This window comes from Arthrobacter sp. TJ-236 (assembly GCF_058269235.1).
In genome coordinates this window covers 62,171-88,120 of the sequence record NZ_JBZCNI010000001.1, presented here as the reverse complement: position 1 = coordinate 88,120, position 25,950 = coordinate 62,171, and the positions used below count along the sequence as shown (strand labels likewise).

Here is a 25,950-nt window from a genome sequence, read left to right as displayed (position 1 = left end):
GAGGTCGGCACGGCGGACGGTCCGATAGTCTCGTGCCATGACCTCCGCCGAGATCCCAGCGCCCTACGGGGAGGGGTCGGCCGCGGCGTCGGGCCCCCGGACGGACGCGCCGACGACAGCCCGGACGCCGTCCCGGATACGCGTCCACCACCTGCAGCAGGCCAAGGACGAAGGCCGGAAGTTCGCGATGCTGACGGCCTACGACCAGTACGCGGCCCAGGTCTTCGACGAGGCCGGCATCGAGGTGCTGCTGGTCGGCGATTCGGCCGCCAACAACGTCCTCGGGCACGCGACCACCCTGCCGATCACCCTCGACGAGATGATCCTCTTCAGCCGCGCGGTGAGCCGCGCGGCCTCACGCGCGATGGTCGTCGCCGACCTGCCGTTCGGATCGTACGAGGTGTCCCCCGAGCAGGCGGTCGGGTCCTCCGTCCGGCTGCTCAAGGAAGGACTCGTCCACGCGGTGAAGATGGAGGGCGGCGCAGCGTACGCGGACACGGTCCGGGCACTCGTCAGGGCCGGCATCCCCGTCATGGCGCACGTCGGCTTCACACCGCAGAGTGAGCACGCCCTCGGCGGCTATCGCGTCCAGGGCCGCGGGGAGGCCTCGCAGCGTGTGATCGACGACGCCGTCGCACTGGCCGATGCAGGCGCCTTCTGCGTCCTCATGGAGATGGTGCCCGCCGGCACCGCCGAGGCCGTCGAGGCGGCCGTCCGGGTGCCGACCATCGGGATCGGGGCCGGACCGGCGACGACGGGCCAGGTCCTGGTGTGGCAGGACATGGCCGGGCTGCGCGGTGGGCGCCAGGCGAGGTTCGTGAAACAGTTCGCGGACGTCCGCGGCATCCTTGCCGGCGCTGCCGCGGCGTACGCGGACGAGGTGCGCTCGGGCACCTTCCCGGGTCCCGAACACACCTTCTGACCTGCTCGACCCGGGTCCGGGGAAGACTCGCCGTAGGGCGTCAGTCGTCCTCGCGGTCCCACGAGTCGTTGCGCTGCTGGACCTTCTCGAGGGCCTTCTCCGCCTCGGCGCGCGTGGTGTAGGGGCCGATCAGCTGCGACCAGTCCGACTGCCGATCCTCCTCGACCTCGTGCGTGCGCACGTTGAACCAGTACTCCGTCATGTCGACCTCCTCCTCGAAGCGTCCGGACCGCGCCGGAGACGCGTCCAGCGCCGTCCGCACCGCGTGCATCCCGTCGTGTGACCCCGGGCCCGCTATAGGATCAAGGGTATGCCCCAGCCCTCCGCCACCGCTCCCCTCGGGACCCTGACGCCGGGCGTGGTCTCACCTCTGCGGCCCGTCCCTGCGGGTATCGTCCGCCCCGAGTACGTCGGCCGGAAGGCCCCCGCGCCGTTCACGGGGTCCGAGGTGAAGTCGGCCGAGACCATCGAGAAGATCCGCAGCGCCGGCCGGATCGCCGCGCAGGCCGTCCTCGAGGTCGGCAGGCACGCCCGTCCCGGTGTCACGACGGACGAGCTCGACCGGATCGGGCACGAGTTCATCCTGGACCACGGCGCCTACCCCTCGACCCTCGGCTACCGCGGATTCCCCAAGTCCCTGTGCTCGTCACTGAACGAGGTGATCTGCCACGGCATCCCGGACTCCACGGAACTCGCCGACGGCGACATACTGAACATCGACATCACCGCGTTCAAGGACGGCGTGCACGGGGACACCAACCGGACGTTCTGCATCGGCGACGTGGACGAGGAGTCGCGGCTGCTCGTCGAGCGGACCGAGGAGTCGCTGCACCGGGCCGTGCGCGCCGTGGCCCCGGGACGGCAGATCAACGTGATCGGACGCGCCATCGAGTCCTACGCGAAGCGCTTCGGCTACGGCGTGGTGCGCGACTTCACGGGGCACGGCGTGGGCGAGGCCTTCCACACCGGGCTGATCATCCCGCACTACGACGCCGCCCCGGCCTACGATCGGGTGATCGAGCGCGGCATGGTCTTCACCATCGAACCGATGCTCACCCTCGGCGTCGTGGACTGGACCATGTGGGACGACGAGTGGACCGTGGTCACGCGTGACCGGAAGCGGACCGCGCAGTTCGAACACACGCTCGTGGTCACCGATCACGGAGCCGAGGTCCTCACTCTTCCCTGAGTACCGCCCGCACCGACCCCTGCACGACCCCGCACTGTCCACCCTCACGAGCCCCTGCCGGTACGCGCCGGCCCCACGTCAACGGAGAATCATGGCCAAGGTCACCGAGAAGAAGAAGACCAAGCTGCCCTCGAAGCTGCCCACCACGGTGATCGGCGTCGACATCGGCGGCACGGGCATCAAGGGCGGCATCGTGGATCTCGAGAAGGGCGTGATCGTCGGCGAGAGGCACCGTATCCCCACCCCCAAGCCGTCCACGCCCGAGGCCGTGGCGGAGGTGGTCCGGCAGATCGTGGCCGAGCTCTCCTCCCGCCCCGAGGGGCCTGCGGCGGACAGCCCCGTGGGCGTGACCTTCCCGGCCATCATCCAGCACGGAGTGGCGCGCTCCGCGGCCAATGTGGACAAGAGCTGGATCGACACCGACGTGGACGCCCTGTTCACCACAATCCTCGGGCGCGATGTCTATGTGATCAACGACGCCGATGCCGCCGGCCTCGCGGAGGTCCAGTACGGCGCCGGCAAGGGCCGGATGGGCACGGTCCTCGTGATCACGCTGGGGACCGGCATCGGCTCGGCCTTCATCTTCGACGGCCGGCTGGTGCCGAACGCCGAGCTGGGCCACCTGGAGATCGACGGGCACGACGCCGAGACGCGTGCGTCGGCCGTGGCCCGGGAACGTGAGGGCCTCGACTGGGACCAGTACGCGGTGCGACTCCAGCGCTACTTCTCCCACGTCGAGTTCCTCTTCTCCCCGGAGCTCTTCATCGTGGGAGGCGGCATCTCGAAGCGCAGCTCCGAGTACCTCCCCTCGCTGGATCTTCGGACGCCGATCATCCCGGCCCAGCTGAAGAATCACGCGGGGATCGTGGGCGGCGCCCTCCAGGCGGCGCTCCTGCACGTCGACTCCGCCTGACGTCGGGAGACGGGCCGCGGTCCCACGGCCTGCCATGGGTCGTGGAGTCCGCGGCCGAGGGGCGGCGCGTGCTCCTTCGGCATGCTGGCGATGCCGCCTCGGCAGCTCGGGAGGCTAGAGCGCCGTCAGCGGCCGCTGGACACCCGAGGGCACGCGGGCACCGTCCGCCGTCTGCGCCCTGAGGGTCTGGATCGCCTCGTCGAAGTCGTCGAGGGATTCAAACCCCTGGTAGACGCTGGCGAAGCGCAGGTAGGCGATCTGGTCGAGTTTGCGGAGCGGTTCGAGGATGGCGAGCCCCACCTCGTGGGCATCGATCTCCGCGACACCGCTGGCCCTGACGGTCTCCTCGACCTCCTGCGCCAGCAGCGCGAGATCGTCCTCCGTCACCGGGCGGCCCTGGCAGGCCTTGCGAACGCCGTTGATGATCTTGGACCGGCTGAACGGCTCTCCCGCGCCGGAGCGCTTGATCACGCTGAGGCTGGTGGTCTCGACGGTGCTGAAGCGGCGCCCGCACTGCGGGCACTGACGCCGACGTCGGATCGCGGATCCGTCATCGGCCAGCCGCGAATCGACGACGCGGGAATCGGAATGACGGCAGTACGGACAGTACATGCTTCCCCCTCGCGTTCCATGATCGGTGGCGTGACATCGCCGTGGTGCCACCGCAAGTCTAGAGACACGCGCCGATGAACGACAACCGTGTGATTCCGCGGTGGTCCCGCGGAATCAGCGCGCCTGCCCCTCGGGGAAGCGTGCCGTGACGGCCTCACCGTGGGCGGGGAGGTTCTCGGCTGCCGAGAGGGCGAGGATGGACGGCGCCACCTCGCGGAGCGCCTCCCGATCGTAGGTGATGACCTGCATCGCCCGGAGGAACGTGGTGACGTTCAGGCCGGAGGCGAACGCCGCCGTGCCCGCCGTCGGCAGCACGTGGTTGGAACCGGCACAGTAGTCGCCGAGGCTCACCGGGCTGTGCGGGCCCACGAAGATGGCCCCCGCGTTCCGGATCCTCGCCGCGACCCCGGCGGCGTCGGCCGTGTGGATCTCGAGGTGCTCCGCGGCGTAGGCGTCGCACACCGCGATGCCGTGCTCGACGTCGTCGACGAGGATGACCCCCGACTGCGGGCCGGAGAGGGCGGTCCTCACGCGGTCCGCGTGACGTGTCCGGTCCGCGCGCGTCCGCAGGGACTCCAGCACGGCGTCGGCGAGGTCGACGGAGTCGGTGATGAGCACGGATGCCGCCTGGGGGTCGTGCTCGGCCTGGCTGACGAGGTCCGCCGCCACGAGCTCGGCGTCCGCCGTCCCGTCGGCGAGCACGGCGATCTCCGTGGTCCCCGCCTCCGAGTCGATGCCGACGCGGCCGAGGACGAGCCGCTTCGCGGTGGCGACGAACACGTTCCCGGGCCCGGTGATCACGTTCACCGGGTCGATCCCGCGTCCGGAGCCAACAGCACCACCGGTGTCCGGGCCCGCGCCGGTCGCCGTGTCAGGTACTCCGTAGGCCAGCGCAGCGACGGCCTGGGCGCCACCCATCGCGTAGATCTCGTCGATGCCGAGCATGGCCGCTGCCGCCAGGATCACGGGGTGGGGTGACCCGCCGAAGTCCTTCTGCGGTGGTGAGGCCAGAGCGATGGAGCGGACTCCGGCGGCCTGCGCGGGCACCACGTTCATCACCACGGAGGACGGGTAGCTCGCCAGTCCGCCGGGAACGTAGAGGCCCACGCGGTCCACGGGCACCCAGGTGTGGGCGAGGTGTGCTCCCGGCGCGACCTCGATCTGCGCATCGGCGGGTCGCTGGGCCTCGGCGAAGAGGCGGGCGCGCCGGATGGCTTCCTCGAGCGCGGCACGGACGTCGGGGTCCAGCCCGTGCAGCGCAGCCTGGATCACGTGCGCCTCGACGCGGGGGTGCTCCTGCTCCACGCCGTCGAACCGCTGCGCGAGGTCCGTGAGCGACGCCAGTCCACGGGCCCGGACGTCGTCGATGATGGCCTGCACGGCCGCCTCGGAGGAATGTGCGCCGGCCTCCGCCCTCGGCATGACGCTCCGCAGTTCACCCGGGGTCAGCACCCGGCCCCGGAGGTCGATCGTGCGGAAGTCGAGGCTGGTCGGGAGGGGAGCTGTGGTCACCACGGCAGTCTATCGGCAGCCCCGGTGGGGCGTCGTCACGGCGAGGGCGACGCGGAGCACTGCTACGCGCGACGGCGCCCGGCGACGCGCGTCCGAGGTACGACGGCAGTTCTCAGGTGCGACGGCGCGCGAGCCCGATGAGGGCGGTGACGAAGATGATCACCGCGGCGAACGCGGGCCAGATGAGGAGCGCACCGTAGGAGTGCAGGACGAACGCGGTACCAGCGGCGTCCTCCTGCCCGTGGGGCCCGAACATCCAGGCGAGCCCCTCCCCCACGGCCAGGGCCAGCGCGGAGCCGATCATCGAGCCGCCGATCGCCGCGAGGACGCGAGCCACGACGCCTGGCAGCCGCAGCCGCACCGCGACCACCGTTCCGACGGCGATCCCGGCGGCCGCCTCCAGACCCGCCAGCGTGAGGTCGCGGAGTACCCACTGCTCGGCGAGGGCTGGATCACCGAAGAGCCGCCCGGTCGGGGCGAACAACCACCAGAGCACACCGATGACGACCCCCAGGAGGATCGTGGATCCGAGCCACCAGTAGATCCCGGCGGGCGGCACCGACCGGCGATCCTCCGCCACCGCGTAGACGGGCGGCGGATAGGTCGAGCCGGTGTCCGGCTCCTGGCGTGCGCGCATGACTTCTACATTAACAAACCTGGCCATCCTCGGAGGGCGCCTAGGGTGGGACTGAGTACAGACGATCGCCCCCCCGCCCCGGAAGGGTCACAGTGAACAACCCGAGTACCGCCTCCACGGATACCCAGCCCCGCGTCCCCGCACACGGCGACTCCTTCAGGGAGGTGTTCCGCCGGCATGCGGCGGGCGTCGCGATCATCACGGCGACCTACGAGGGAAAACCCTTCGGGTTCACCGCCACCTCGGTCGCCTCGCTGTCCGCCGAGCCTCCGCGGTTCTCCTTCAACATGGCGCGCACGTCCTCGTCCTGGCCCGCCGTGGCGAACACCAACTTCGTGGGCGTGCACATGCTGAGCACGGAGAACGAGGGGCTGGCCAACCGGTTCGCGCGGACGAAGGACCGCTTCACGGGTGATCACTGGGAGCCCGGGCCCGAGGGGGTCCCCATCCTCCGGGACGTGGCCGGCTGGCTCGTCGGGCGCATCAGCATGCGGCTGTCCTTCGAGAACAACGCCGTCGTCGTCGCCGAGGTGGCGGCGGGCGCCGTCGGGCCCGACGGCGCCCCGCTGCTCTACCACGGCGGCAGCTACGGGACGCCCGCCGCCACCGACTACGTCATCTGACGCTGCTCGCGCCTCCGGTTCGCACGGCGGATCGCACGGCGCCCACCGGACCTCCCGGTCGGTCGGGCGCCGTCCGCTCCGCGCGCGGGAGGATCAGGCGTCGAGGCAGGCAGGCCCGAACAGCACCTTGAGGTCACCGAACAGGCCGGGTGTCGGATTCACCCGGAGGTCGACACCCAGTTTCATGATCTCGACCTTGCGTGAGCCGTTGAGCCGGATCAGCACTTCGCTGGTGCCCGGGTGGGTCCGCAGGACGTCCCCGAGCGCCGTCACGGCCGTCTCGGTCGCCTTGTGCTGCAGCATCGAGATCACCACGGGCCCCGAGTGCCCCTCGCTGAGGTCCGGTACGGTCAGCTCCTGCGCGTTGAGCATGACCGCGCCGTCGTCGCGCCGCTGCAGGCGGCCGCGCACCACCACGATCAGGTCCTCCGCGAGGACGGCCGAGATGGGCCCGTACACCTGCCCGAAGAACATGACCTCCATGGAGCCCGCGAGGTCCTCGACCTCGGCCCGCGCGTAGGCGTTGCCGCTGTTCTTCGCGATCTTCCGCTGCAGGGAGGTGATCATGCCCGCGATCGTGACGATCGCGCCGTCGGCCGGTCCCTCCTCGCCGATGATGGACGGGATCGACGCGTCGGCGTGCTGGCCGAGGATGCCCTCGAGCCCCTGGAGCGGATGGTCGGAGACGTAGAGCCCGAGCATGTCGCGCTCGAAGGACAGCTTGTCCTTCTTGTCCCACTCGGGGAGATCGGGCACCTCGACGGACAGCCCACCGGCACCGCCGAGCCCCTCCACGCCGTCACCGCCGTCGAACGCGCTGAACAGGTCGAACTGGTTGGCCGCCTCGTTGCGCTTGAGGACGATCACGGAGTCGACGGCCTCCTCGTGGATCATCGCCAGCGCCCGGCGCGGGTGCCGCAGCGAATCGAAGGCCCCCGCCTTGATCAGCGACTCGATGGTGCGCTTGTTGCAGACGACGGCGGGCACCTTCTGCAGGAAGTCGCCGAATGACGTGAAGGCGCCCTTCTCCTCCCGCGCGCCGACCATGGCGCCGACCACGTTGGCGCCGACGTTCCGGATTGCTCCCATCCCGAACCGGATGTCCGTTCCGACCGGTGTGAAGTTCACGCTCGACTCGTTGACGTCGGGCGGCAGCACTGTGATGCCCATGCGGCGGCACTCGTTGAGGTAGATGGCGAGCTTGTCCTTGTCGTCGCCGACGCTCGTCAGGAGGGCCGCCATGTACTCGGCCGGGAAGTGGGCCTTCAGGTAGGCCGTCCAGTAGGACACCAGGCCGTAGGCGGCGGTATGGGCCTTGTTGAACGCGTAGTCCGAGAAGGACTCGAGGACCGTCCACAGCTTGTCCATCGCGGCCTGCGAGTACCCGTTGGCCTTCATTCCCGCGAAGAAGTCCGCCTGCTGCTTGTCCAGCTCCGACTTCTTCTTCTTGCCCATCGCGCGTCGGAGCATGTCGGCCTGGCCGAGCGTGAAGTTCGCCAGCTTCTGCGCGGCGCTCATCACCTGCTCCTGGTACACGATGAGGCCGTAGGTGCCTCCCAGGATCTCCTCGAGCGGCCCCTCGAGCTCGGGGTGGATCGGCTCGATGTCCTGCAGGCCGTTCTTCCTCAGGGCGTAGTTCGTGTGCGAATTCACGCCCATGGGGCCGGGTCGGTACAGCGCCAGGACGGCGGAGATGTCCTCGAAGTTGTCGGGGCGCATGAGCTTCAGCAGGGAGCGCATGGGCCCGCCGTCGAGCTGGAACACGCCCAGGGTGTCCCCGCGCGCCAGGAGTTCGTAGGACTCCTTGTCGTCGAGTTCGAGATCCTCGAGGACGAGGTCGATCCCCCGGTTGGCCGTGATGTTCTCGACCGCGTCCGTGATGATGGTGAGGTTCCTGAGTCCCAGGAAGTCCATCTTGATGAGTCCGAGCCCCTCGCAGGTGGGGTAGTCGAACTGCGTGATGATCTGGCCGTCCTGCTCACGGCGCATGATCGGGATGATGTCGATCAGCGGGTCCGAGGACATGATGACGCCCGCGGCGTGGACGCCCCACTGGCGCTTCAGGCCCTCGAGGCCCAGGGCGGTCTCGAACACCTTCTCGGAGTCGGCGTCGGTCTTCAGGAGCTCGCGGAGCTCCTCCGCCTCGGAGTACCGCTTGGCGTCCCTGTTGTGCACGTCCGCCAGCGCGAGGCCCTTGCCCATGACGTCCGGCGGCATGGCCTTCGTGAGGCGCTCCCCCGTAGAGAACGGGTATCCCATGACGCGGGACGAGTCCTTGAGGGCCTGCTTGGCCTTGATGGTGCCGTAGGTGACGATCATGGCCACGCGCTCGTCGCCGTACTTCTCCGTCACGTAGCGGATCACCTCGGAGCGGCGCCGATCATCGAAGTCGACGTCGAAGTCGGGCATGGAGACGCGCTCGGGGTTGAGGAACCGCTCGAAGATGAGGCCGTGCTTGAGCGGGTCGAGGTCGGTGATGCGCATGGCGTAGGCCACCATCGACCCGGCACCGGAACCACGGCCGGGACCAACGCGGATGCCGTTGTTCTTGGCCCAGTTGATGAAGTCCGCGACGACGAGGAAGTAGCCGGGGAAGCCCATCTGCGTGATGACGCCGACCTCGAACTCCGCCTGCTTCCGGACGTCGTCGGGCACGCCCGCCGGGTAGCGGTAGTGGAGGCCCGTCTCGACCTCCTTGACGAACCAGGACTGCTCGTTCTCGCCCTCGGGGACCGGGAACCGGGGCATGTAGTTGGCCTTGGTGTTGAACTCGACCTCGCACCGCTCGGCGATGAGCAGCGTGTTGTCGCAGGCCTCGGGGTAGTCGCGGAAGATGGCCCGCATCTCGGCGGGCGACTTGAGGTAGAACTCGTCGGCGTCGAACTTGAACCGCTTGGGGTCCGCGAGGGTGGAGCCCGACTGCACGCAGAGCAGCGCCGCGTGGGCCTTGGAGTCCTCGGCGTGCGTGTAGTGGAGGTCGTTGGTGGCGACGAGCGGCAGTCCGAGGTCCTTGGCCAGCCTGATGAGGTCTGCCTTGACGTTGCGCTCGATGTCGAGGCCGTGATCCATGAGCTCGCAGAAGTAGTTCTCCGCGCCGAAGATGTCACGGAAGTCCGACGCCGCCTGCCGCGCCTCGTCGTACAGGCCGAGCCGGAGCTTCGTCTGCACCTCGCCGGACGGGCAGCCCGTGGTGGCGATCAGGCCCTTGCCGTAGGTCTGGAGGAGGTCCCGGTCCATGCGGGGCTTGTAGAGGTAGCCCTCGAGGGACGCGAGCGAGGACATGCGGAAGAGGTTGTGCATGCCGGCGGTGGTCTCGGACCACAGGGTCATGTGGGTGTACGCGCCCGCGCCGGAGACGTCGTCGCGCCCGCCACCGCCCCACTGGACGCGCGTGCGGTCGTTCCGCGCGGTACCCGGGGTCAGGTACGCCTCGACGCCGATGATCGGCTTGATGCCGGCGCTGGTGGCCTTGCTCCAGAAGTCGAAGGCGCCGAACACGAAGCCGTGGTCGGTGGTCGCGAGGGCCGTCATGCCGAGTTCCTCGGTGTGGCTGAAGAGGTCGGTCAGCCGTGCGGCGCCGTCCAGCATCGAGTACTCGGTGTGGTTGTGGAGATGGACGAAGGAGTCCGAAGCGGGGAGAGGCACCCCACGATCCTAGTGCTCCCCTACCCCGTCCTGCGTGCTTGGGAGCATCGTGCGAGGTCGCCCCGGCGTGTCATACCAGGCCGTCCGAAAGGGCCATCAGCGCGTACGCGAGGTCCACGGGATAGGGACTCGACACCTCGAGGGGCTCGCCCGTCCGGGGGTGTGCGAAACCCAGGCGGTGGGCGTGCAGCCACTGCCGTGTGAGACCGAGTTCGGCGGCCAGCCGCGGGTCCGCCCCGTACGTGAGGTCGCCCGCGCAGGGGTGGCGCAGCGCCGAGAAGTGCACGCGGATCTGGTGCGTGCGCCCCGTCTCGAGGTGCACCTCCACGAGGCTCGCGCGCCCGAAGGCCTCGAGCACCTCGTAGTGCGTCACCGAATCACGCCCGCCCTCCATGACGGCGAACCGCCACTCGTGGTGCGGGTGCCGCCCTATCGGGGCATCGATGGTGCCCTTCAGCGGCTCGGGCAGTCCCTGGACGACGGCGTGGTAGACCTTGGTCACGGTGCGCTCCTTGAACGCGCGCTTGAGCACCGTGTAGGCGTCCTCGGTCCTGGCGACCACCATGGCGCCGGAGGTCCCGACATCGAGCCGGTGCACGATCCCCACGCGCTCGGGGGCACCCGAGGTGGAGATGCGGTAGCCCGCGGCGGCGAGGGCGCCCACGACGGTCGGCCCCACCCATCCCGGCGACGGATGTGCGGCGACGCCCACGGGTTTGTCGACCACCACGATGTCGTCGTCGTCGAACAGGATGCCCATGCCGTCGACCGCCTCGGGGATCACGCGGTGCGCGTCCTCGGGATCGGGCAGGTCGACGGCGATCGACTCGCCGTCGCGCACACGGTCCGACTTCGCGAGCCGTTCGCCGCCGCGCGTGATCCGGCCGTCCGCGCACCACTGCGCGACGGCGGAACGCGATACCTGCAGCGCCTGTGACAGCGCCGCGTCCACCCGCTTGCCGTCGTCCTCCTGCCCGACGACGACCTGCTGTGCGTCAGCGCCCATCGGGGCTCCGCTCGGGTTTCGGCCCGGACTCGGGCTCGGGGTCGACCCCGCGATCGAGCTCCGCGTCCTCGACCGGCGCTCCGACGTCGTGCCCGCCCGCGGGAGCCACCGGCGCGGCCTCCTCGTCGGAGACCCGCGTGCCGTCCATCCCGATGCCGCGGAGCGTGAGGAGGCAGATGAGCACCACACCGCTGACGACGGCGGAGTCGGCGATGTTGAAGATCGCGAAGTTGGGCAGGGCGATGAAGTCGACCACGTGGCCCTGCCCGAAGGACGGCTGGCGGAAGAGGCGGTCCGTGAGGTTGCCGAGCGCTCCCCCGAGCACGAGCCCGAGGGCGACGGCCCATCCCCACGAGGCGACCTTCCGGAGCTGCAGCACGATCGCCGTCACCACGACGACCATGATGATCGTGAACACCCAGGTGTAATCCGTACCGATCGAGAACGCCGCGCCCGGGTTGCGGATGAACCGCCAGTTGAGCAGCGGCGGCAGGACGGGTGTCACCTGCCCCTCGGTCATCGTCGCCACGACCCACCACTTGGTGAGCTGGTCGACCACGTAGGCCACGAGCATGCAGCCGAGCATCACGGCGCCGTACCGGAGCGGCCGCCGCTCGCGCGCCGCCGTCATGGGCCGGGTCCCCGCGGGTGGGGGCGTGTCCTCGCCGTCACGTCGGGCTGCTGTCTTGCGGTCGGGTTCGCTCGGCTGCTCGTTCACGGTTCGTCCAGTGTCTCGGCGGAATACTGCGGGGCGTCCTGCGGTGAAGGACGACGAAGGGCCGGCCCCGGGATCCTGCACCCGGCAACCGGCCCTACGTCGTGGGACCCGGAACCGGGTCGAGGAGTGCTAGGAGCCCGACGTGTCGGACGCCAGGGACCCGCGGGAATCGAGGTCGCGGAGCTGGCCCTCGATGTAGGCCTTGAGGCGGCTGCGGTAGTCGCGCTCGAAGCCGCGGAGCTGCTCCACCTTCCGCTCGAGGACCGACTTCTGCTGCTCGAGGTCGCCGAGGGTCTTGCGCGACTTCTCCTGCGCCTCGGTGACGAGTCCGCTGGCTTCGATCTGCGCCTCGGCGATGATCTTGTCGCGCTGCTCCACACCTGCGTTGACGTACTCGTCGTGCAGGCGCTGGGCCATCGCGAGGACACCCGCGGCGGACTCCGCCGAGGTGGTGGACGGAGCGGCGGGCGCAGCCGGGGCAACGGGTGCGGGAGCCGGCGTCGGCTCCTCCACAGCGGTCTCCGCCTCGGGGGCGCGGTCCTCGGACGGGACGTCCTCGGTGTGGCTGCTGGCGGCGACCGGCGCGGGGACAGCGGTGGTCTGCGAGGTGGAGGGAGCCGGCGAGGAGTCCGAGGATCCCCCGGCGACCGTGCGGCGCAGCTCCTCGTTCTCCTGGTTCAGGCGGCGGAGCTCGACGACGATCTCGTCGAGGAAGTCGTCCACCTCGTCCTGGTCGTAGCCCTCGCGGAACTTGGTGGGCTGGAACCTCTTGTTGACAACGTCTTCTGGCGTCAGAGCCATGTGGTCACCTCATACTGATAGAAGCCGGCCCGCTCGGTGAACGGGACGGGCGGCGGTACCGAATTGGGAACATGAATCGCGTGACCCACGTCGAACTGTGGCTCAGCGTATCTGGTCGGGAAGTGCATCACGAAACGGACTCGGGCCTAGCGGGCGAGCCCCTCGGCGACCGCCATCAGGATCAGCACCACGATGAAGAGCACGAGGAACGCGAGGTCGAGCTGGATGCCGCCGATGCGGAGCGGTGGGATGAGCCGCCGCAGGGTCTTGATGGGGGGATCCGTCACGGAATAGACACCCGTTGCCAGGACGAGGGCGGACTTCTGCGGCCGCCAGTCGCGGGCGAAACCCTGCACGGCGTCGTAGACGATGCGCAGGATCAGGCTGAGCTGGAACAGCATCAGTACAAGGTAGATCAGGGCGAATACCGCGTTCACGGGAGCAGTTCCAGTCCTTCGGGCCTCGGGGGGTCGGACGCGACCCTGATGGCCGCCGAACTCAGCTCTGGTTGAAGAAGCTGGTCTGTCCTTCGCTTGCCTTCAGGTCCTCGCCGAGAACTTCAATATACGACGGCGACAGCAGGAACACCTTATTGGTCACCCGCTCGATGCTGCCGTGCAGACCGAAGACGAGGCCGGCCGAGAAGTCGACGAGGCGCTTGGCGTCGGACTCGCCCATGTCCGTGACGTTCATGATCACCGGGATGCCGTCGCGGAAGCTCTCGCCGATCAGCTTGGCGTCGTTGTAGGAGCGCGGGTGGATCGTGGTGATCTGGCGCAGGGCTGCCGAGTCCTCGCGGACGGACTGCGCACGCTTGATGGGGGTCACCGGGGCACGGTACTCCTCGGCGGGCGCGGGCCTCGTGGGTGCCGGTGCGGGCTCCAGGTGGCGTTCGTCGCGGTCGTAATCCACTGAGTAGTCCTCGTTCCTGCTGCGCGCACTTTTCGGTTCGGGCTCGTAGTGCTCGTCACCGTCGGCGAGCCCAAGGTAGATCATCGTCTTGCGCAGTGCGCCAGCCATGGTGACTCCTGTCATCTGAGAGTGTGTCGGTGGGCTCGAAGCGCCCGTGGCGGACCGCCCGTCATGCCGCCGTTACAGCTCGAACGCTACCCCAGAGCCGGACGCGGACCGAGAACATCAGAACCGATTCTCAGGTGTGTCGCACCGGCCTCGACGGCCGCCTCCAGGTCGCCGCTCATGCCCGCCGAGACGGCCGTCGCCGCGGGCTCGACACCACCGACGACGGCGGCGATCGAGAGCAGTCGCTCGAAGGCGCCCGCAGGTTCGGCGCCGCGCGGAGCCACGGCCATGACGCCGGCCAGGCGAAGCCCTTCAGCGGCGACGACCGCGCGCGCCAGCGCTTCGGCCTCCTTCGGGTGTGCACCGCCGCGCGCGGAGGGATCGGCGCCTGCGCCGTCGGAGGAGAGGTCCGCGTCGAGGGCGAACTGCAGGTAGCAGTCGAGCTCGGGGCGGGCGTCGAGCCCCGCATCCGACCGTCTGCCCTGTTCTGCGGACATGGCCCGTCCCAGGGCCGTGACCAGGTGCCCGCGGTCCACCGAGTGGACGCTGTGGGCGTACCGCACCACGGATTTCGCCTTGTTGGTCTGCATCTGCCCGATGAAGTGCCAGCGGAGCGAGAGCTCGCGCAGCTCCTCCGCCTTTGCAGACGCCTCCTGGTCGCGGTTCTCCCCCACGTCCCGGACACCGAGCCGCGCGAGGATCCTCACGTCGGACGCCGGGAAGTACTTCGTGACGACGACGAGACCCGGCTCCGGCCGACCTGCCGCCGTGGCGGCGGAGGAGATCCTCGACCGCACCGCGGCGAGCCGCTGCTCGAGCTCGCGGGCACGCGGACCGTCCCCGACGACGTCGGCCGGACCGGGGGCGGCGCCGCTCATGTCCGCCACACCAGTCCTGCGATCCGTCCCGCGCCCGGCTCCCGTCGGTGGGAGTAGAGGTCCGGGTTCTCGACGGTGCACGACGACGACGCGGTACCGACCCGCGTGACGGTCACCCCCGCCGCCCGGAGCTGGGCCTCCACCGCCGCGGGCAGGTCGAGGGCGGGCGCGCCGCTCCGGGTGCGGCAGGCCGCCTCGGGGACGAGGGCGGACACCTCGAGCATCAAGTCCTCGGGCACCTCGTAGCAGCGCCCGCAGACGGACGGCCCGATCCACGCGGTGAGGCGCGTCGCACCTCCCTGACGGAGGAGTTCGACCGCGCGGTGGACGATGCCGTTCGCCACTCCGGCACGGCCGGCGTGGACGACTGCCGTGGCTCCCGTCCCGCCGCCGTGCGACCCCTCGTGGGACACGTCGTCCTCCCCTGCGTCCGAGGCGGCCCTCGCGTCGGCCATGTCCGCCATATTTGGCATGTCCGCCGAGCCCGCCGTGTCCGCGATGACGATGGGGACGCAGTCGGCCACGAGGACGGCGAGTGGCACGGTGCCGTCGGGGGAGATCATGCCGTCCGCATCGGGGCCGCCCTCCGAGGGAAGTGCGCCTTCGGCCCCGACGAGCTCCACCCGGTCCGAGTGCGTCTGGCTCATGAAGCGGAGCGCTCCGACGGGGAGCTGCATGGACTCCGCGAGGTTCCGGCGGTTCGTCCTGACGGCGTCCGCGTCATGGCCCACGTGCAGGGCGAGATTACCCGCGGCCGAGGTGGTGAAGGCGACTCTCAGACCAGGACGGACCTCCTCGTTCCAGTGGAACGGGGAGGTCCGCGAGGTCCCGCCCTGTGCGGGCACCGACTACTTCAGGAAGTCGGGCACGTCGAGGTCGTCGGAGCGACCCGTCGACAGGTCGGGCTCGACGATCGCCGGGAGGTCGACGTCGAATCCGGAATCGGCGGGAACCGACTGCGTGTACTGCGTGCGCTGCTGCGACCACGCGCCGAGCCCGGCGCTGGCTGCGGCGCCGCCGGCCCGCTGCTGGTCGGGCGCGCTTCCCGCGCCGACGCTCGGTGCGGAGACGGGACGCTGCGCCGGTGCCGCTGCCACGGGCTGCGACGTGGCATCCACCTGGTCGAAGCCGGCGGCGATGACGGTGACGCGTGCCTCGTCGCCGAGGGCGTCGTCGATGACCGCACCGAAGATGATGTTCGCCTCGGGGTGGGCGACCTCCTGGACGAGGCGCGCGGCCTCGTTGATCTCGAACAGACCGAGGTCGGACCCGCCCTGGATGGACAGCAGCACGCCGTGGGCGCCGTCGATCGACGCCTCGAGCAGTGGCGACGCGATGGCGAGTTCCGCCGCCTTGACGGCGCGGTCCTCACCACGGGCCGAACCGATGCCCATGAGCGCGGAGCCGGCACCCTGCATGACCGACTTGACGTCGGCGAAGTCGAGGTTGATCAGGCCGGGGGTGGTGATCAGGTCGGTGATGCCCTGGACACCCGAGAGGAGCACCTGGTCGGCGGAGCGGAAGGCGTCGAGCATCGACACGTTGCGGTCGCTGATGGAGAGCAGGCGGTCGTTCGGGATGACGATGAGCGTGTCGACCTCCTCGCGGAGGGTGTCGATGCCGCTCTCGGCCTGGTTCGAGCGGCGACGGCCCTCGAAGGTGAACGGGCGGGTGACGACGCCGATGGTCAGCGCACCGAGGGACCGGGCGATGCGGGCGACGACGGGAGCGCCACCGGTACCGGTTCCGCCACCCTCACCCGCGGTGACGAAGACCATGTCAGCGCCTCGCAGCACCTCCTCGATCTCCTCCGAGTGGTCCTCGGCCGCACGTCGGCCCACCTCGGGGTCCGCACCCGCGCCGAGGCCGCGGGTGAGCTCGCGACCGACGTCGAGCTTCACGTCGGCGTCGCTCATGAGCAGCGCCTGCGCATCCGTGTTGATGGCAATGAACTCCACGCCACGGAGTCCGACCTCGATCATCCGGTTGACGGCGTTGACGCCACCACCGCCGATGCCGACGACCTTGATGACGGCCAAGTAATTCTGAGGTGCTGCCACGTCCTGTGTCCCTTGTTCGAATCTGTGCTGTACGGGGGCCGCCGAGATCGGCGTGAACCTTCACCTGAAGGAACGTTAACGTTCTGGTTGAGAGTTAACGTTATGTCAAGTAACTCCTATGCATGACGCTAGGGGCATGCGTCGCGGGTTGCAATGACCGGGCCTCCCGTGTCGGGTCCTCCGGGCGTGTCGCTCCCCGCATGTCGCGCTCGTCAGCGGGTGACCGGGCGATCCGGGGTACTGACGTCGAACTCCCGCACGGGCGGATCGGACGCGGGCATGGCCAGCATCGCGTCGAGGACCCTCGCCTTCTGCGCGTTGCGCTCCGAGCTCCCCCAGAAGATCTTCTGGTCCCCCGCGAGGCTGAGCTGGATGGAGTCGATGCTCGAGGCGGACGCGCTGTTGAGCCTGGACAGGATGTCCACGGGCAACTCCGCCAGCACCGACGTGATGGAGGAGAACACGGCCGTGTTGACCGCCTCGGTGCCCCCGGCGATGAGTGGCAGCCGGGCGTCCTCGCGACGCGCCACCCCGGCGAGGCGACGCCCCTCGGCGTCGATCAGGAGGAACTCCCTGCCGTCCTGCAGGACGGCGACGGGAACGCGCTCGGTCACCGTGACCACGAGGGTGGACGGCGGTTCGGCGGCGATGCGCACGTCCTCGACGGGCGCCTTGTCCGCCAGTAGCGCGCGGACCTGGTCAGCGGAGATCTGCGTGAGCGGAGTACCCTCCAGCGGCTCCAGCGCAGTCTCCACCTCCGCGGCCGTGACCAGCGTGTTGCCCTGGACCGTGACGGTCCTGAGAGCCAGCGCCGGGGAGAAGATGGCGTAGGCGGTCACACCTGCCAGGACGAGCAGGATCGCCGTGACCCACAGGAGGATGTTCCGTACCCGGTGCGATCGTCGGGGGGCAGGGAAGTCGAGGACGGTCGCGCGTGCCTCAGCGGCGGTACCCGGTACCTCCGGACGCTCCAGGAGCGAGACGTCCCCGCTCCCTCCGGCCGCTCGGGAGGCCCTGACGGTCCTCGGCTTCTTCGGGGCCTTCATACCGCCGCTCCCGCCGCGCCGTCCGACGGGCGATCCGACGGGCGATCCGACATATTGTCCGACACAGCGTCATCCGGCGCCCCGCCCGCGCGCTCCCGCAGGAGGTGCACGAGGGGCAGCCCGAGTGCCGTGACGTCGCCGGCACCGACCGTGAGGACGACGTCCCCCGGACGCGCTGCGCGCGTGACCCGCAGCAACGCCTCATCGGTGTCCGCCACGTACTCGCCGTCTCCGCCCTGCATGAGGTCCGTGATGGTCCAACCACCGACGTCCTCGCGCGGATCCTCCCGCGCGGCATACACCGACAGGACGGTCGCGGTGTCCGCGACGGTGAGGGCATCGGCGAAACCTGCGGCGAACTCCTCCGTGCGTGAGAAGAGGTGGGGCTGGAACAGGACGTGCACGGCGTGCTCCCCCGCCACCGTCCGCGCCGCCGTGAGAGCCGCCCGCACCTCCGTCGGGTGGTGGGCGTAGTCGTCGAACACCCGGACGCCGTCGCCCTCGCCCCGCGCCTCGAAGCGGCGCGCCGCTCCGGAGAAGAGCGCGAGTCCCGCGGCCGCGACGGCGGGGTCCACGCCGAGCTCGAGGGCCACCGTGAAGGCGGCCGCGGCGTTGAGGATGTTGTAGCGCCCCGGCACACCGAGCTGCAGCTCCTGCTCGGCGTCGAGGCCGTCCACCACGAAGGAGAGCACGCTGTTGGTGGTGCTCCCGAGCGAGCGCGTCTCGCCGATCCGCACGTCGGCGGTGTCCGCGTAGCCGTAGGTGCGGACACGGCGCGGCTCGCGGACGGACGCAGCGAGCGCGGCCGACCCGGGATCGTCCGCGCAGGCGACGAGCAGTCCGTCGTCGGGAAGGCCCTCGGCGAACCTGCGGAACGCTGCGTGGACGGCGTCCGCGGTGCCGTAGTGGTCCAGGTGGTCCGCCTCGGCATTGGTCACGACGCCGATGCGCGGGCTGTAGTTGAGGAAGGAACCGTCCGACTCATCGGCCTCGGCGACGAACACGTCGCCTCCGGTCCATTGCGCGTTGACACCGAGGGCCGCGACGTCCCCGCCGATCGCGAACGACGGGTCGAGACCCGCCTGCTGCAGCAGCACGGTGATCATGGCGGTGGTGGTGGTCTTGCCGTGCGTCCCCGCGACGGCGATCCCCAGCTGACCGCGCATCGCCGCAGCGAGGGCCTCCGAGCGGTGCAGCACGGGCAGGCCCAGGAGGCGCGCCTCCGCCAGCTCCGGATTGGTGTCCCTGATGGCCGACGAGACGACCACGGTCCCGGAGCCACCTACCGCCTCTGCCGAATGACCCACGTGGACGGCGGCACCCAGGGCCTTCAGTGCGTCCAGCCCCTTCGAGGGAGCCGCATCCGATCCGGACACGCGCAGACCTTGACCGAGGAGCACCCGGGCGACGGCGGACATGCCCGCGCCACCGACCCCGATGAAGTGCACGGGTTCCTGGAGGCCGCTGATCGGCGCCACCTGCGTCGTCTGTGTCCTGTCTGCCGCGTCTGCTGCGTCTGCTCTGTCTGCTGCGTCTGTCATGACGTCTCCTCTGCGGCTGCGAGCACAAGTCGGGCCATCGTGCGGTCGGCGTCGCGCACTCCCTCGGCGCGGGAGGCAGCGGCCATGGACGCGAGGCGCGCCGGGTCGGTCACGAGGGGCAGCACGGTGTCGGTGATCCACGAGGGGGTGAACGCCGCGTCCTCGACGAGGATCGCTCCACCCGCCGCCACCAGACCGGCGGCGTTCAGGCTCTGCTCACCGTTGCCGTGCGGCAGCGGTACCAGCACCGAGGGGACACCGACAGCTCCCACCTCGCTGACGGTCGCCGCACCTGCGCGGGCCACCAGGAGGTCGGCAGCCGCGTAGACGCGCTCCATGCCGTCCACGAACTCCACCTGGTGGTATCCGGCATGGGCGAGAGGAGCGCCGTCCGCCGCGCGCACCTGCTTGCCCCGACCGGTGATGTGCAGGATCTGCACCCCCGCCGCGGTGAGCGCCGGGACGGCGGCGGCCACCGAGCGGTTGAGGCTCGCGGCTCCGGATGATCCTCCGGTCACGACGAGCGTGGGAACGTCGGGATCGAGCCCGAGGGAGGCCCGGGCGCCGCTGCGCGCGGCGTCGGGGTCCAGCGTGGCGATGCTGCGTCGCATGGGCATGCCCACGAGCACCGCGCCCGGGAGGTTCGTCCCCTCGAAGGCGACGGCCACCCGCGCGGCGATCCGAGCGCCCAGCCGGTTGGCCATTCCGGGTCGCGCGTTGGCCTCGTGGATGACCACCGGCACGCGGCGCGACCACGCCGCGAGGTACACGGGTGTGGAGACGTACCCACCGACCCCCACGACGACGTCGGCGTGTGCGTCCGCGACGATGGTCCGCGCCTGCCGCACGGCACGGACGAGGCGGACCGGCAGCTTGACCAGGTCGATGGAGGGACGGCGCGGCATGGGTACCCGATCGATGGTGCGGAGGTCGAAACCGGCCGCGGGGACGAGTCGCGTCTCCATGCCCGCCTCCGTGCCGACGGCGGTGATGCGGGTACCGGGCCGCTGCTCGACGATGGCGCCTGCGATGGCGAGGAGCGGGCTGATGTGACCCGCCGTGCCACCGCCGGCGAGGACGACGGAGAGGATACGGGCGCCAGGTGCAGGGGGTGTCATGGACGTGCGGTGCTTCTTCCGGAGGTTGCGGAGGTGAGTGCGGTGACCGCCCCGGGCGTCGGGACGGCTGCGTGCGGTGTCTTCCGCGCGAAGGACAGCAGCACGCCGACCGCACCGAGGGTGAAGGTCAGCGCGGACCCGCCGTAGGAGATGAAGGGGAGCGGGACGCCGATGACGGGCAACAGGCCCGTCACCATGCCCACGTTGACGAAGGCCTGACCGATGAGCCATACGAGGATGGAACCCATCAGGATGCGGACGAACGGGTCCGAGTACCGCAGGGCCACGCGGATGGTGGCGACCGCCAGGACACCGAACAGGAGGATCACCACGAGGGTGCCGAGGAAGCCGAACTCCTCGCCGATGATGGCGAAGATGAAGTCGTTGTGGGCCTCCGGGATCCAGTTCCACTTCTGCCGGCTCTGCCCGATCCCCACGCCGAACCAGCCACCCGAGGCCATCGCGAAGATCCCGTTCTGCGACTGCAGGCACAGGTCCGCGCCGTCGTCGCAGTTCAGACCGAGCCACGCATTGATGCGCCCGTTCCGGTTGCCGCTGGTGACCACCATCAGGACCGAGCCGATCACCGCCGCGATACCTGCCAGGGTGAACATCTTCAGCGGTGCTCCCGCGAAGAACAGGGCGGCGCCCGCGATCATCATGAGGATCAGTGCCGTCCCGAGGTCGCCACCGATGAGGACGAGCCCGATCGGCAGGCCCCCGAGCGGGAGAGCCGGGATCAACGCGTGCTTCCAGTCGCGGATCAGCGCCTTCTTCCGCTCCAGCACGGCCGCGAACCACAGGGCGAGGGCCAGCTTCGTGGGCTCCGACGGCTGGAACGTCTGACTGCCGATCTGGATCCAGTTCTTGTTGCCGTTGATCTCCTCACCGATGGCGAGCACGAGGACGAGCAGCACGATGGCGATCAGCAGGCTCGGCCAGGCCAGCGCCTTGTAGGCGCGCGGACCGAGCCGTGAGAGGACGAACATCAGGACGAGGCCCGCGCAGGCCCAGACGGACTGCTTGAGGAAGAGGTCGAAGGTCTTCTCACCGGCCGAGATGGCCTCCACGGAGGACGCCGACAGCACCATCATGAGGCCGATCGCGGTGAGAGCCAGTGCCGTCCCGAGGATCAGGTAGTAGCTGGATCCGGTGGCGGGCCGGTCGGAACCCTCGAGGAGGACCCATGCGCGTGCCGCACGCACCCGCAGACCCCGGGATTCGGAGCCCTCGGCCTCCGGCGCCGATCCGGCCGCCTTGACCGTATGAGCCTTCGCTGCAGACGGCGTACCGGAGCCGTTCGTGGCGGTGCCGGTCTTCTCCGACGCCGTGGACCTGCCGGACGACGCCCGGGCCGACGGCGACGGCGGATCGCTCGGGGCGGCCTGCCTGCCCGTGTCCGTGGTCCGGGCGGGCCGGACGGAGGGCTTGCGGCCCCCGGGACGGGTCGGCGTGGTCACCATCTACGACTCCTTCGCGGTTGACTCCCGTTCGCCCCGGGCGCGGACGGCGGCCATGAAGGCCGCACCCCGGTGCGCGTAGGAGGAGAACTGGTCCATCGACGCGGCGGCCGGCGCCATCAGCACGGTGTCGCCGTCCTCGGCGATACGCGCTGCTTCGGTCACGGCCCACTGCATCAGGGCGTCGGCGGTGTCCGGATCGGGTGACCCGGCGCCGTCGTGCCCCTGTCCAGTGTGAACGGTGGGGTGGAGTGAGACCGGAACATCCGGAGCGTGTCGGCCGAGGGCACCGAGCAGCGGCGCGGCGTCCTGCCCGAGGAGGACGACGCCGCGCAACCGGCCGACGTGCCGGGCCACGAGGTCGTCGTAGGAGACTCCCTTGGACAACCCTCCGGCGATCCAGACGACGGACTGGAAGGACGCGAGCGAGGCGGACGCGGCGTGCGGATTGGTCGCCTTCGAATCGTTGATCCAGAGCACGCCGTCCTCGTTCGCGACCACCTGGATGCGGTGCTCACCCGGTCGGTAGGCACGAATGCCGTCACGGACCGCGGCCGGGGACACGCCCGCCGCCCGGACCAGCGCAGCGGCGGCCAGGGCGTTCGCGACGAGGTGACGCGGAACCACCTCGCCCAGGGCACCGATGGGTGCCAGCTCCGCGGCGGAATCCTTCCGCTGCGCGACGAAGGCGCGGTCCACGAGCAGGTCCTCCACGACGCCCATCATGCTGACCGCGGGGACACCTGTGGTGAAGCCGACCGCCCTGCAGCCCTCGACGACGTCGGCCTCTTCGACCATGGCCTCGGTCTCGCGCTGCTCCACGTTGTAGATACAGGCGACCTGCGTGCGCTCGTACACCGAGGCCTTCGCCTCCCTGTAGGCCTCGTAGCTGCCGTGCCAGTCCACGTGGTCCTCGGCGATGTTCAGGCAGACGCTCGCGAGCGGGGACACGGAGTAGGTCCAGTGCAACTGGAAACTGGAGAGTTCCACCGCGAGGACGTCGTACCCCTCGGGGTCCCTGATGACGTCGAGGATCGGCGTCCCGACGTTGCCGGCGGCGACCGCGCGCTTGCCGCCCGCGCGGAGCATCGCCTCGGTGAGCCCCACCGTCGTCGTCTTGCCGTTGGTGCCCGTGATGGTGAGCCACTCGGCCGTCGGCCGGCCCTCGCGGATCCGGACACGCCAGGCGAGCTCGACGTCCCCCCAGATCGGGATGCCGCGCCGCGCCGCGTCGGCGAGCAGCGGCTGTGTGGGCCGCCAGCCGGGTGACGTCACGACGAGCTCGGGGGCCGCTCCGTCGACGAGGGGCAGGGTCTCCGCGTGATCGGCGCCCAGGAGCACCTCCCGCGCTCCGACGATCCGGAGGGTGTCGGCCTTCGCCTCGTTCTCCTCCGTGGCTCCGGCGTCCACCACCACGACGACGGCGCCGAGCTCGATCAGGGTGTCGGCCGCGGAGAACCCGGAGGCCCCGATCCCGGCGACGACGACGCGCAGGCCCGCCCAGTCCGCGTCCCAGCTGGTGAGGCCCGCGAGCCGGGGGGTCCCCCACACGGTGTCCTGCTGCGTGTCCTGCTGCGTGTCCTGCTGCGTGTCCTGCTCCGCGCTCATCCGACGACCCATTCCGCGTAGAAGATCCCGAGGGCCGCAGCGACGAAGAGACCTGCGAGGATCCAGAAGCGGACCACCACCGTGACCTCCGCCCAGCCCTTGAGCTCGAAGTGGTGCTGCAGGGGCGCCATCTTGAAGACGCGCTTGCCGCCGGACAGCTTGAAGTAGCCCACCTGGATGATCACCGACAGCGTGATGAGGACGAACAGCCCGGCGAGGATCACGAGGAGCAGCTCGGTGCGGGAGAGGATGGCGAACCCGGCGATGGCACCGCCGATGGCCAGGGATCCTGTGTCACCCATGAAGATCTTGGCCGGCGACGTGTTCCACCAGAGGAACCCGACGAGCGCCCCGCACATGGCTCCGGCGATCAGCGCCAGGTCCAGGGGGTCGCGCACCTCGTAGCAGACGCTTCCCGCACCGGGCGTGCCGCAGCTCTGGTTGCTCTGCCAGATCCCGATCAGCATGTAGGCGCCGAACACGAGGACGGAGGCACCCGCCGCGAGACCGTCGAGCCCGTCGGCGAGATTCACCCCGTTGCTGGCACCCGTGATGATCAGGTTGGACCAGATGACGAAGAGGATGGCGCCCAGGACCGTTCCGCCGAAGGCGAGATCGATCGGTGTGTCCCGGATGAAGGAGATGGCCGTCGAGGCGGGGGTGCGCCCCTCCTCGTTCGGGAAGCGCAGCGCGAGCACGCCGAAGATGATCCCCACGGCGGTCTGTCCGATGATCTTCGCCGGCGCGCTGAGGCCGAGACTGCGCTGCTTGGAGATCTTGATGTAGTCGTCGGCGAACCCGACGAGCCCCATCCCTGCAGCGAGGAACAGGAGCAGCAGACCCGAGGCGGAGGGTCCGGCGACCGGCGAGCCCGCCGCCGAGAGCACGAGGTGCGTCATGAAGTAGGCCGCGAGCACCGACCCGACGATCACCGCGCCGCCCATCGTGGGCGTGCCACGCTTGGTGTGGTGGGCCGTGGGGCCGTCGTCGCGGATGAACTGCCCGTAGCTCTTGCGGACGAGCAGCCGGATGAAGAGGGGTGTGCCCACGAAGGCGAAGACGAGAGCCGACGCGGACCCGATGAGGATGGCGATCACTGCTGCCGGGCCTCCCACGACAGGTCCGTCCCCGTGGTTCCCGGAGCCGGGTCCTCGTCCGTGGGAGCGGCGACGGGGGTACCCGCGGCGATCCGGTCACCGAGGAAGCGCAGGCCGGCACCGTTGGAGGACTTGAACAGCACGAGGTCACCGGGCTCGAGCTGGGCCGCGAGCAGCTCCTCGGCCTCCGCGACGTCGGCCACGTGGACCGCTTCGCTCCCCCAGGAGCCCTCGAGCACGGCGCCGTTGAACAGCGCACGGGTGTTCGGTCCGACGCAGATCAGCTTCGAGATGTTGAGCCGCACGACCACGCGTCCGAGGAGATCGTGTTCCTCGATGGAGCGGTCGCCCAGCTCGAGCATCTCGCCCAGCACCGCCCACGTGCGGCGGCGGTCGCGCCCCAGCTCCGCGAGGGTCCGCAGCGCCGCGCGCATCGATTCGGGGTTGGCGTTGTAGGCGTCGTTGATGACCGTGACGCCGTCGGCGCGGTCGGTGCGCTCCATCCGCCATCGGCTCGCGGCAGCCAGTTCGCGCAGGCCGGCGGCGATGGCCTCGGGAGCGCATCCGACCTCGAAAGCGACGGACGCGGCGGCGAGGAGGTTCACGGTGTGGTGCAGACCGAGGAGCGGGGACACGACGTCGTGCTCGCTCCCGTCGGGGAACACCAGGGTGAAGGAGGGGTTGCCCTCCGGCGTGGTGGTGCTGTTCCGGGCCCGGACCACGTGCCCGTCCGCGGCGAAGTCGTCGGAGGAGGTGAAGAAGGCGCGCCGCGCGGACGTGCGGGACTGCATCGCGAGGACGCGCTCGTCGTCGGCATTGATCACCGCGGTCCCGTCCGGGCCCAGAGCCTCGAACAGTTCACCCTTCGCCAGGGCGATGTTCTCGACGCCGCCGAACTCGCCCGAGTGGGCGGACCCGACGCCGAGCACCACACCGAGGTCGGGCTGCACGAGCGAGGCGAGGTACCTGATGTGGCCGGGCTTCGTGGCACCCATCTCGATCACGAGGTAGCGCGTGTCCCAATCGGCCGCGAACACGGTGAGCGGCACGCCGACCTCACCGTTGTAGGACCCGCGCGGAGCCACCGTGGGGCCCTGCTCGGCCAGAAGGCCGGCGAGGAGGTCCTTGGTGGTGGTCTTCCCGGCGGAACCGGTGATCCCGATGACGGTGATCTCCCCGCGTGCCCGGAGCCGTCGCACCACCTCGGCAGCGAGCGTGCCCATGGCGAGCACGGCGTCGGGCACGACGACGGACGGGTACGGTGATCCGTCCGCCGCGGCGACCTCGTGCTCGGCGAGGGCGAGGACGGCGCCGTGCTCGAAGGCGGCCCCGACGAACAGGTGGCCGTCGGAGTGTTCGCCCGGCTTGGCGACGAAGAGGGACCCCTCGACGCACTCGCGGGAGTCCGTGGTGACGGACGAGACGGTGACCGATGGGGTGACGGAGGGGGTGACGGAGGGGGTGATGGCGGAGGACGGGAGGCCCACCAGCACGCCACCCGTGAGTGACGCGATCTCGAGCGCGGTGAATTCAATCATGACGGT

Annotated in this window: 24 protein-coding genes; 4 read left to right on the top strand and 20 right to left on the bottom strand. The window is 70.1% G+C overall.

Annotated elements, in window-relative coordinates; translation table 11 throughout:
- Positions 1–37: 37 nt before the first annotated feature.
- Positions 38–922, top strand: coding sequence for a 3-methyl-2-oxobutanoate hydroxymethyltransferase (gene panB, locus AC4D16_RS00370; RefSeq protein WP_490953557.1), 885 nt, complete (start codon positions 38–40; stop codon positions 920–922).
- A gap of 40 nt (positions 923–962) precedes the next feature.
- On the opposite strand, the gene AC4D16_RS00365 is transcribed toward panB, so the two are convergent.
- On the bottom strand, positions 963–1,124 hold the full coding sequence (locus AC4D16_RS00365; protein WP_490949415.1) for an SPOR domain-containing protein: 162 nt from the start codon (positions 1,122–1,124) through the stop codon (positions 963–965).
- Positions 1,125–1,232: 108 nt separating this feature from the next.
- Between AC4D16_RS00365 and map the strand changes: the two genes are divergently transcribed.
- A complete protein-coding gene (map, locus tag AC4D16_RS00360; protein ID WP_490949416.1) occupies positions 1,233–2,111 on the top strand; it encodes a type I methionyl aminopeptidase in 879 nt (292 codons plus the stop codon).
- Between the two features lie 91 nt (positions 2,112–2,202).
- The gene (gene ppgK, locus AC4D16_RS00355) at positions 2,203–3,024 is read left to right on the top strand and encodes a polyphosphate--glucose phosphotransferase (protein WP_490953556.1); all 822 of its coding nucleotides are present in this window, start codon (positions 2,203–2,205) and stop codon (positions 3,022–3,024) included.
- Between the two features lie 114 nt (positions 3,025–3,138).
- Here ppgK and nrdR read toward each other — a convergent pair whose 3' ends face one another.
- The 3 genes from nrdR to AC4D16_RS00340 all read right to left on the bottom strand — a co-directional run bounded on the left by nrdR (position 3,139) and on the right by AC4D16_RS00340 (position 5,785).
- Positions 3,139–3,636, bottom strand: a complete 498-nt coding sequence (nrdR, locus tag AC4D16_RS00350; protein WP_490953555.1) for a transcriptional regulator NrdR — start codon at positions 3,634–3,636, stop codon at positions 3,139–3,141.
- Positions 3,637–3,750: 114 nt separating this feature from the next.
- On the bottom strand, positions 3,751–5,148 hold the full coding sequence (gene hisD / locus AC4D16_RS00345; RefSeq protein WP_490953554.1) for a histidinol dehydrogenase: 1,398 nt from the start codon (positions 5,146–5,148) through the stop codon (positions 3,751–3,753).
- A gap of 112 nt (positions 5,149–5,260) precedes the next feature.
- A complete protein-coding gene (locus AC4D16_RS00340; RefSeq protein ID WP_490949420.1) occupies positions 5,261–5,785 on the bottom strand; it encodes a hypothetical protein in 525 nt (174 codons plus the stop codon).
- A gap of 92 nt (positions 5,786–5,877) precedes the next feature.
- Here AC4D16_RS00340 and AC4D16_RS00335 point away from each other — a divergent pair, with 92 nt between their 5' ends.
- Entirely contained in the window at positions 5,878–6,408 is a 531-nt protein-coding gene (locus tag AC4D16_RS00335) for a flavin reductase family protein (protein ID WP_490953553.1), read from the top strand.
- 93 nt (positions 6,409–6,501) lie between these two features.
- Here the strand turns inward: AC4D16_RS00335 and dnaE are convergent, their stop codons facing one another.
- From dnaE to AC4D16_RS00255, 16 genes are all read right to left on the bottom strand, one after another.
- The gene (dnaE, locus tag AC4D16_RS00330; protein WP_490953552.1) at positions 6,502–10,053 is read right to left on the bottom strand and encodes a DNA polymerase III subunit alpha; all 3,552 of its coding nucleotides are present in this window, start codon (positions 10,051–10,053) and stop codon (positions 6,502–6,504) included.
- A 70-nt stretch (positions 10,054–10,123) separates the two neighbouring features.
- Positions 10,124–11,059, bottom strand: coding sequence for an RluA family pseudouridine synthase (locus tag AC4D16_RS00325; protein ID WP_490953551.1), 936 nt, complete (start codon positions 11,057–11,059; stop codon positions 10,124–10,126).
- Positions 11,049–11,690 (bottom strand): signal peptidase II, encoded by a 642-nt coding sequence (gene lspA, locus AC4D16_RS00320; protein ID WP_490954637.1) that lies wholly within the window; start codon positions 11,688–11,690, stop codon positions 11,049–11,051. The genes AC4D16_RS00325 and lspA overlap by 11 nt, the downstream gene beginning before the upstream one ends.
- A 216-nt stretch (positions 11,691–11,906) precedes the next feature.
- Positions 11,907–12,578 (bottom strand): DivIVA domain-containing protein, encoded by a 672-nt coding sequence (locus AC4D16_RS00315; RefSeq protein WP_490953550.1) that lies wholly within the window; start codon positions 12,576–12,578, stop codon positions 11,907–11,909.
- 146 nt (positions 12,579–12,724) lie between these two features.
- The gene (locus AC4D16_RS00310) at positions 12,725–13,015 is read right to left on the bottom strand and encodes a YggT family protein (protein WP_490949426.1); all 291 of its coding nucleotides are present in this window, start codon (positions 13,013–13,015) and stop codon (positions 12,725–12,727) included.
- Between the two features lie 61 nt (positions 13,016–13,076).
- A complete protein-coding gene (locus AC4D16_RS00305) occupies positions 13,077–13,598 on the bottom strand; it encodes a cell division protein SepF (protein ID WP_490949427.1) in 522 nt (173 codons plus the stop codon).
- Positions 13,599–13,684: 86 nt separating this feature from the next.
- Positions 13,685–14,476, bottom strand: a complete 792-nt coding sequence (locus tag AC4D16_RS00300; protein WP_490954636.1) for a YggS family pyridoxal phosphate enzyme — start codon at positions 14,474–14,476, stop codon at positions 13,685–13,687.
- Positions 14,473–15,321: a purine nucleoside phosphorylase YfiH/LACC1 family protein gene (locus AC4D16_RS00295; protein WP_490953549.1), complete on the bottom strand. Its 849-nt coding sequence runs from the start codon at positions 15,319–15,321 to the stop codon at positions 14,473–14,475. The genes AC4D16_RS00300 and AC4D16_RS00295 overlap by 4 nt, the downstream gene beginning before the upstream one ends.
- Before the next feature lie 3 nt (positions 15,322–15,324).
- Positions 15,325–16,536, bottom strand: a complete 1,212-nt coding sequence (gene ftsZ, locus AC4D16_RS00290; protein WP_490949429.1) for a cell division protein FtsZ — start codon at positions 16,534–16,536, stop codon at positions 15,325–15,327.
- 212 nt (positions 16,537–16,748) lie between these two features.
- On the bottom strand, positions 16,749–17,582 hold the full coding sequence (locus AC4D16_RS00285; RefSeq protein WP_490953548.1) for a cell division protein FtsQ/DivIB: 834 nt from the start codon (positions 17,580–17,582) through the stop codon (positions 16,749–16,751).
- The gene (murC, locus tag AC4D16_RS00280; RefSeq protein WP_490953547.1) at positions 17,579–19,123 is read right to left on the bottom strand and encodes a UDP-N-acetylmuramate--L-alanine ligase; all 1,545 of its coding nucleotides are present in this window, start codon (positions 19,121–19,123) and stop codon (positions 17,579–17,581) included. Before murC ends, AC4D16_RS00285 begins: the two co-directional genes overlap by 4 nt.
- Entirely contained in the window at positions 19,120–20,241 is a 1,122-nt protein-coding gene (murG, locus tag AC4D16_RS00275; protein WP_490949432.1) for an undecaprenyldiphospho-muramoylpentapeptide beta-N-acetylglucosaminyltransferase, read from the bottom strand. The genes murC and murG overlap by 4 nt, the downstream gene beginning before the upstream one ends.
- Positions 20,238–21,704 (bottom strand): putative lipid II flippase FtsW, encoded by a 1,467-nt coding sequence (ftsW, locus tag AC4D16_RS00270; RefSeq protein ID WP_490953546.1) that lies wholly within the window; start codon positions 21,702–21,704, stop codon positions 20,238–20,240. Before ftsW ends, murG begins: the two co-directional genes overlap by 4 nt.
- The gene (murD, locus tag AC4D16_RS00265; RefSeq protein WP_490953545.1) at positions 21,705–23,309 is read right to left on the bottom strand and encodes a UDP-N-acetylmuramoyl-L-alanine--D-glutamate ligase; all 1,605 of its coding nucleotides are present in this window, start codon (positions 23,307–23,309) and stop codon (positions 21,705–21,707) included. It lies immediately after the preceding gene.
- The gene (gene mraY, locus AC4D16_RS00260; protein ID WP_490949435.1) at positions 23,306–24,406 is read right to left on the bottom strand and encodes a phospho-N-acetylmuramoyl-pentapeptide-transferase; all 1,101 of its coding nucleotides are present in this window, start codon (positions 24,404–24,406) and stop codon (positions 23,306–23,308) included. The genes murD and mraY overlap by 4 nt, the downstream gene beginning before the upstream one ends.
- A complete protein-coding gene (locus AC4D16_RS00255) occupies positions 24,403–25,944 on the bottom strand; it encodes a UDP-N-acetylmuramoyl-tripeptide--D-alanyl-D-alanine ligase (RefSeq protein ID WP_490953544.1) in 1,542 nt (513 codons plus the stop codon). The genes mraY and AC4D16_RS00255 overlap by 4 nt, the downstream gene beginning before the upstream one ends.
- Positions 25,945–25,950: the final 6 nt, after the last annotated feature.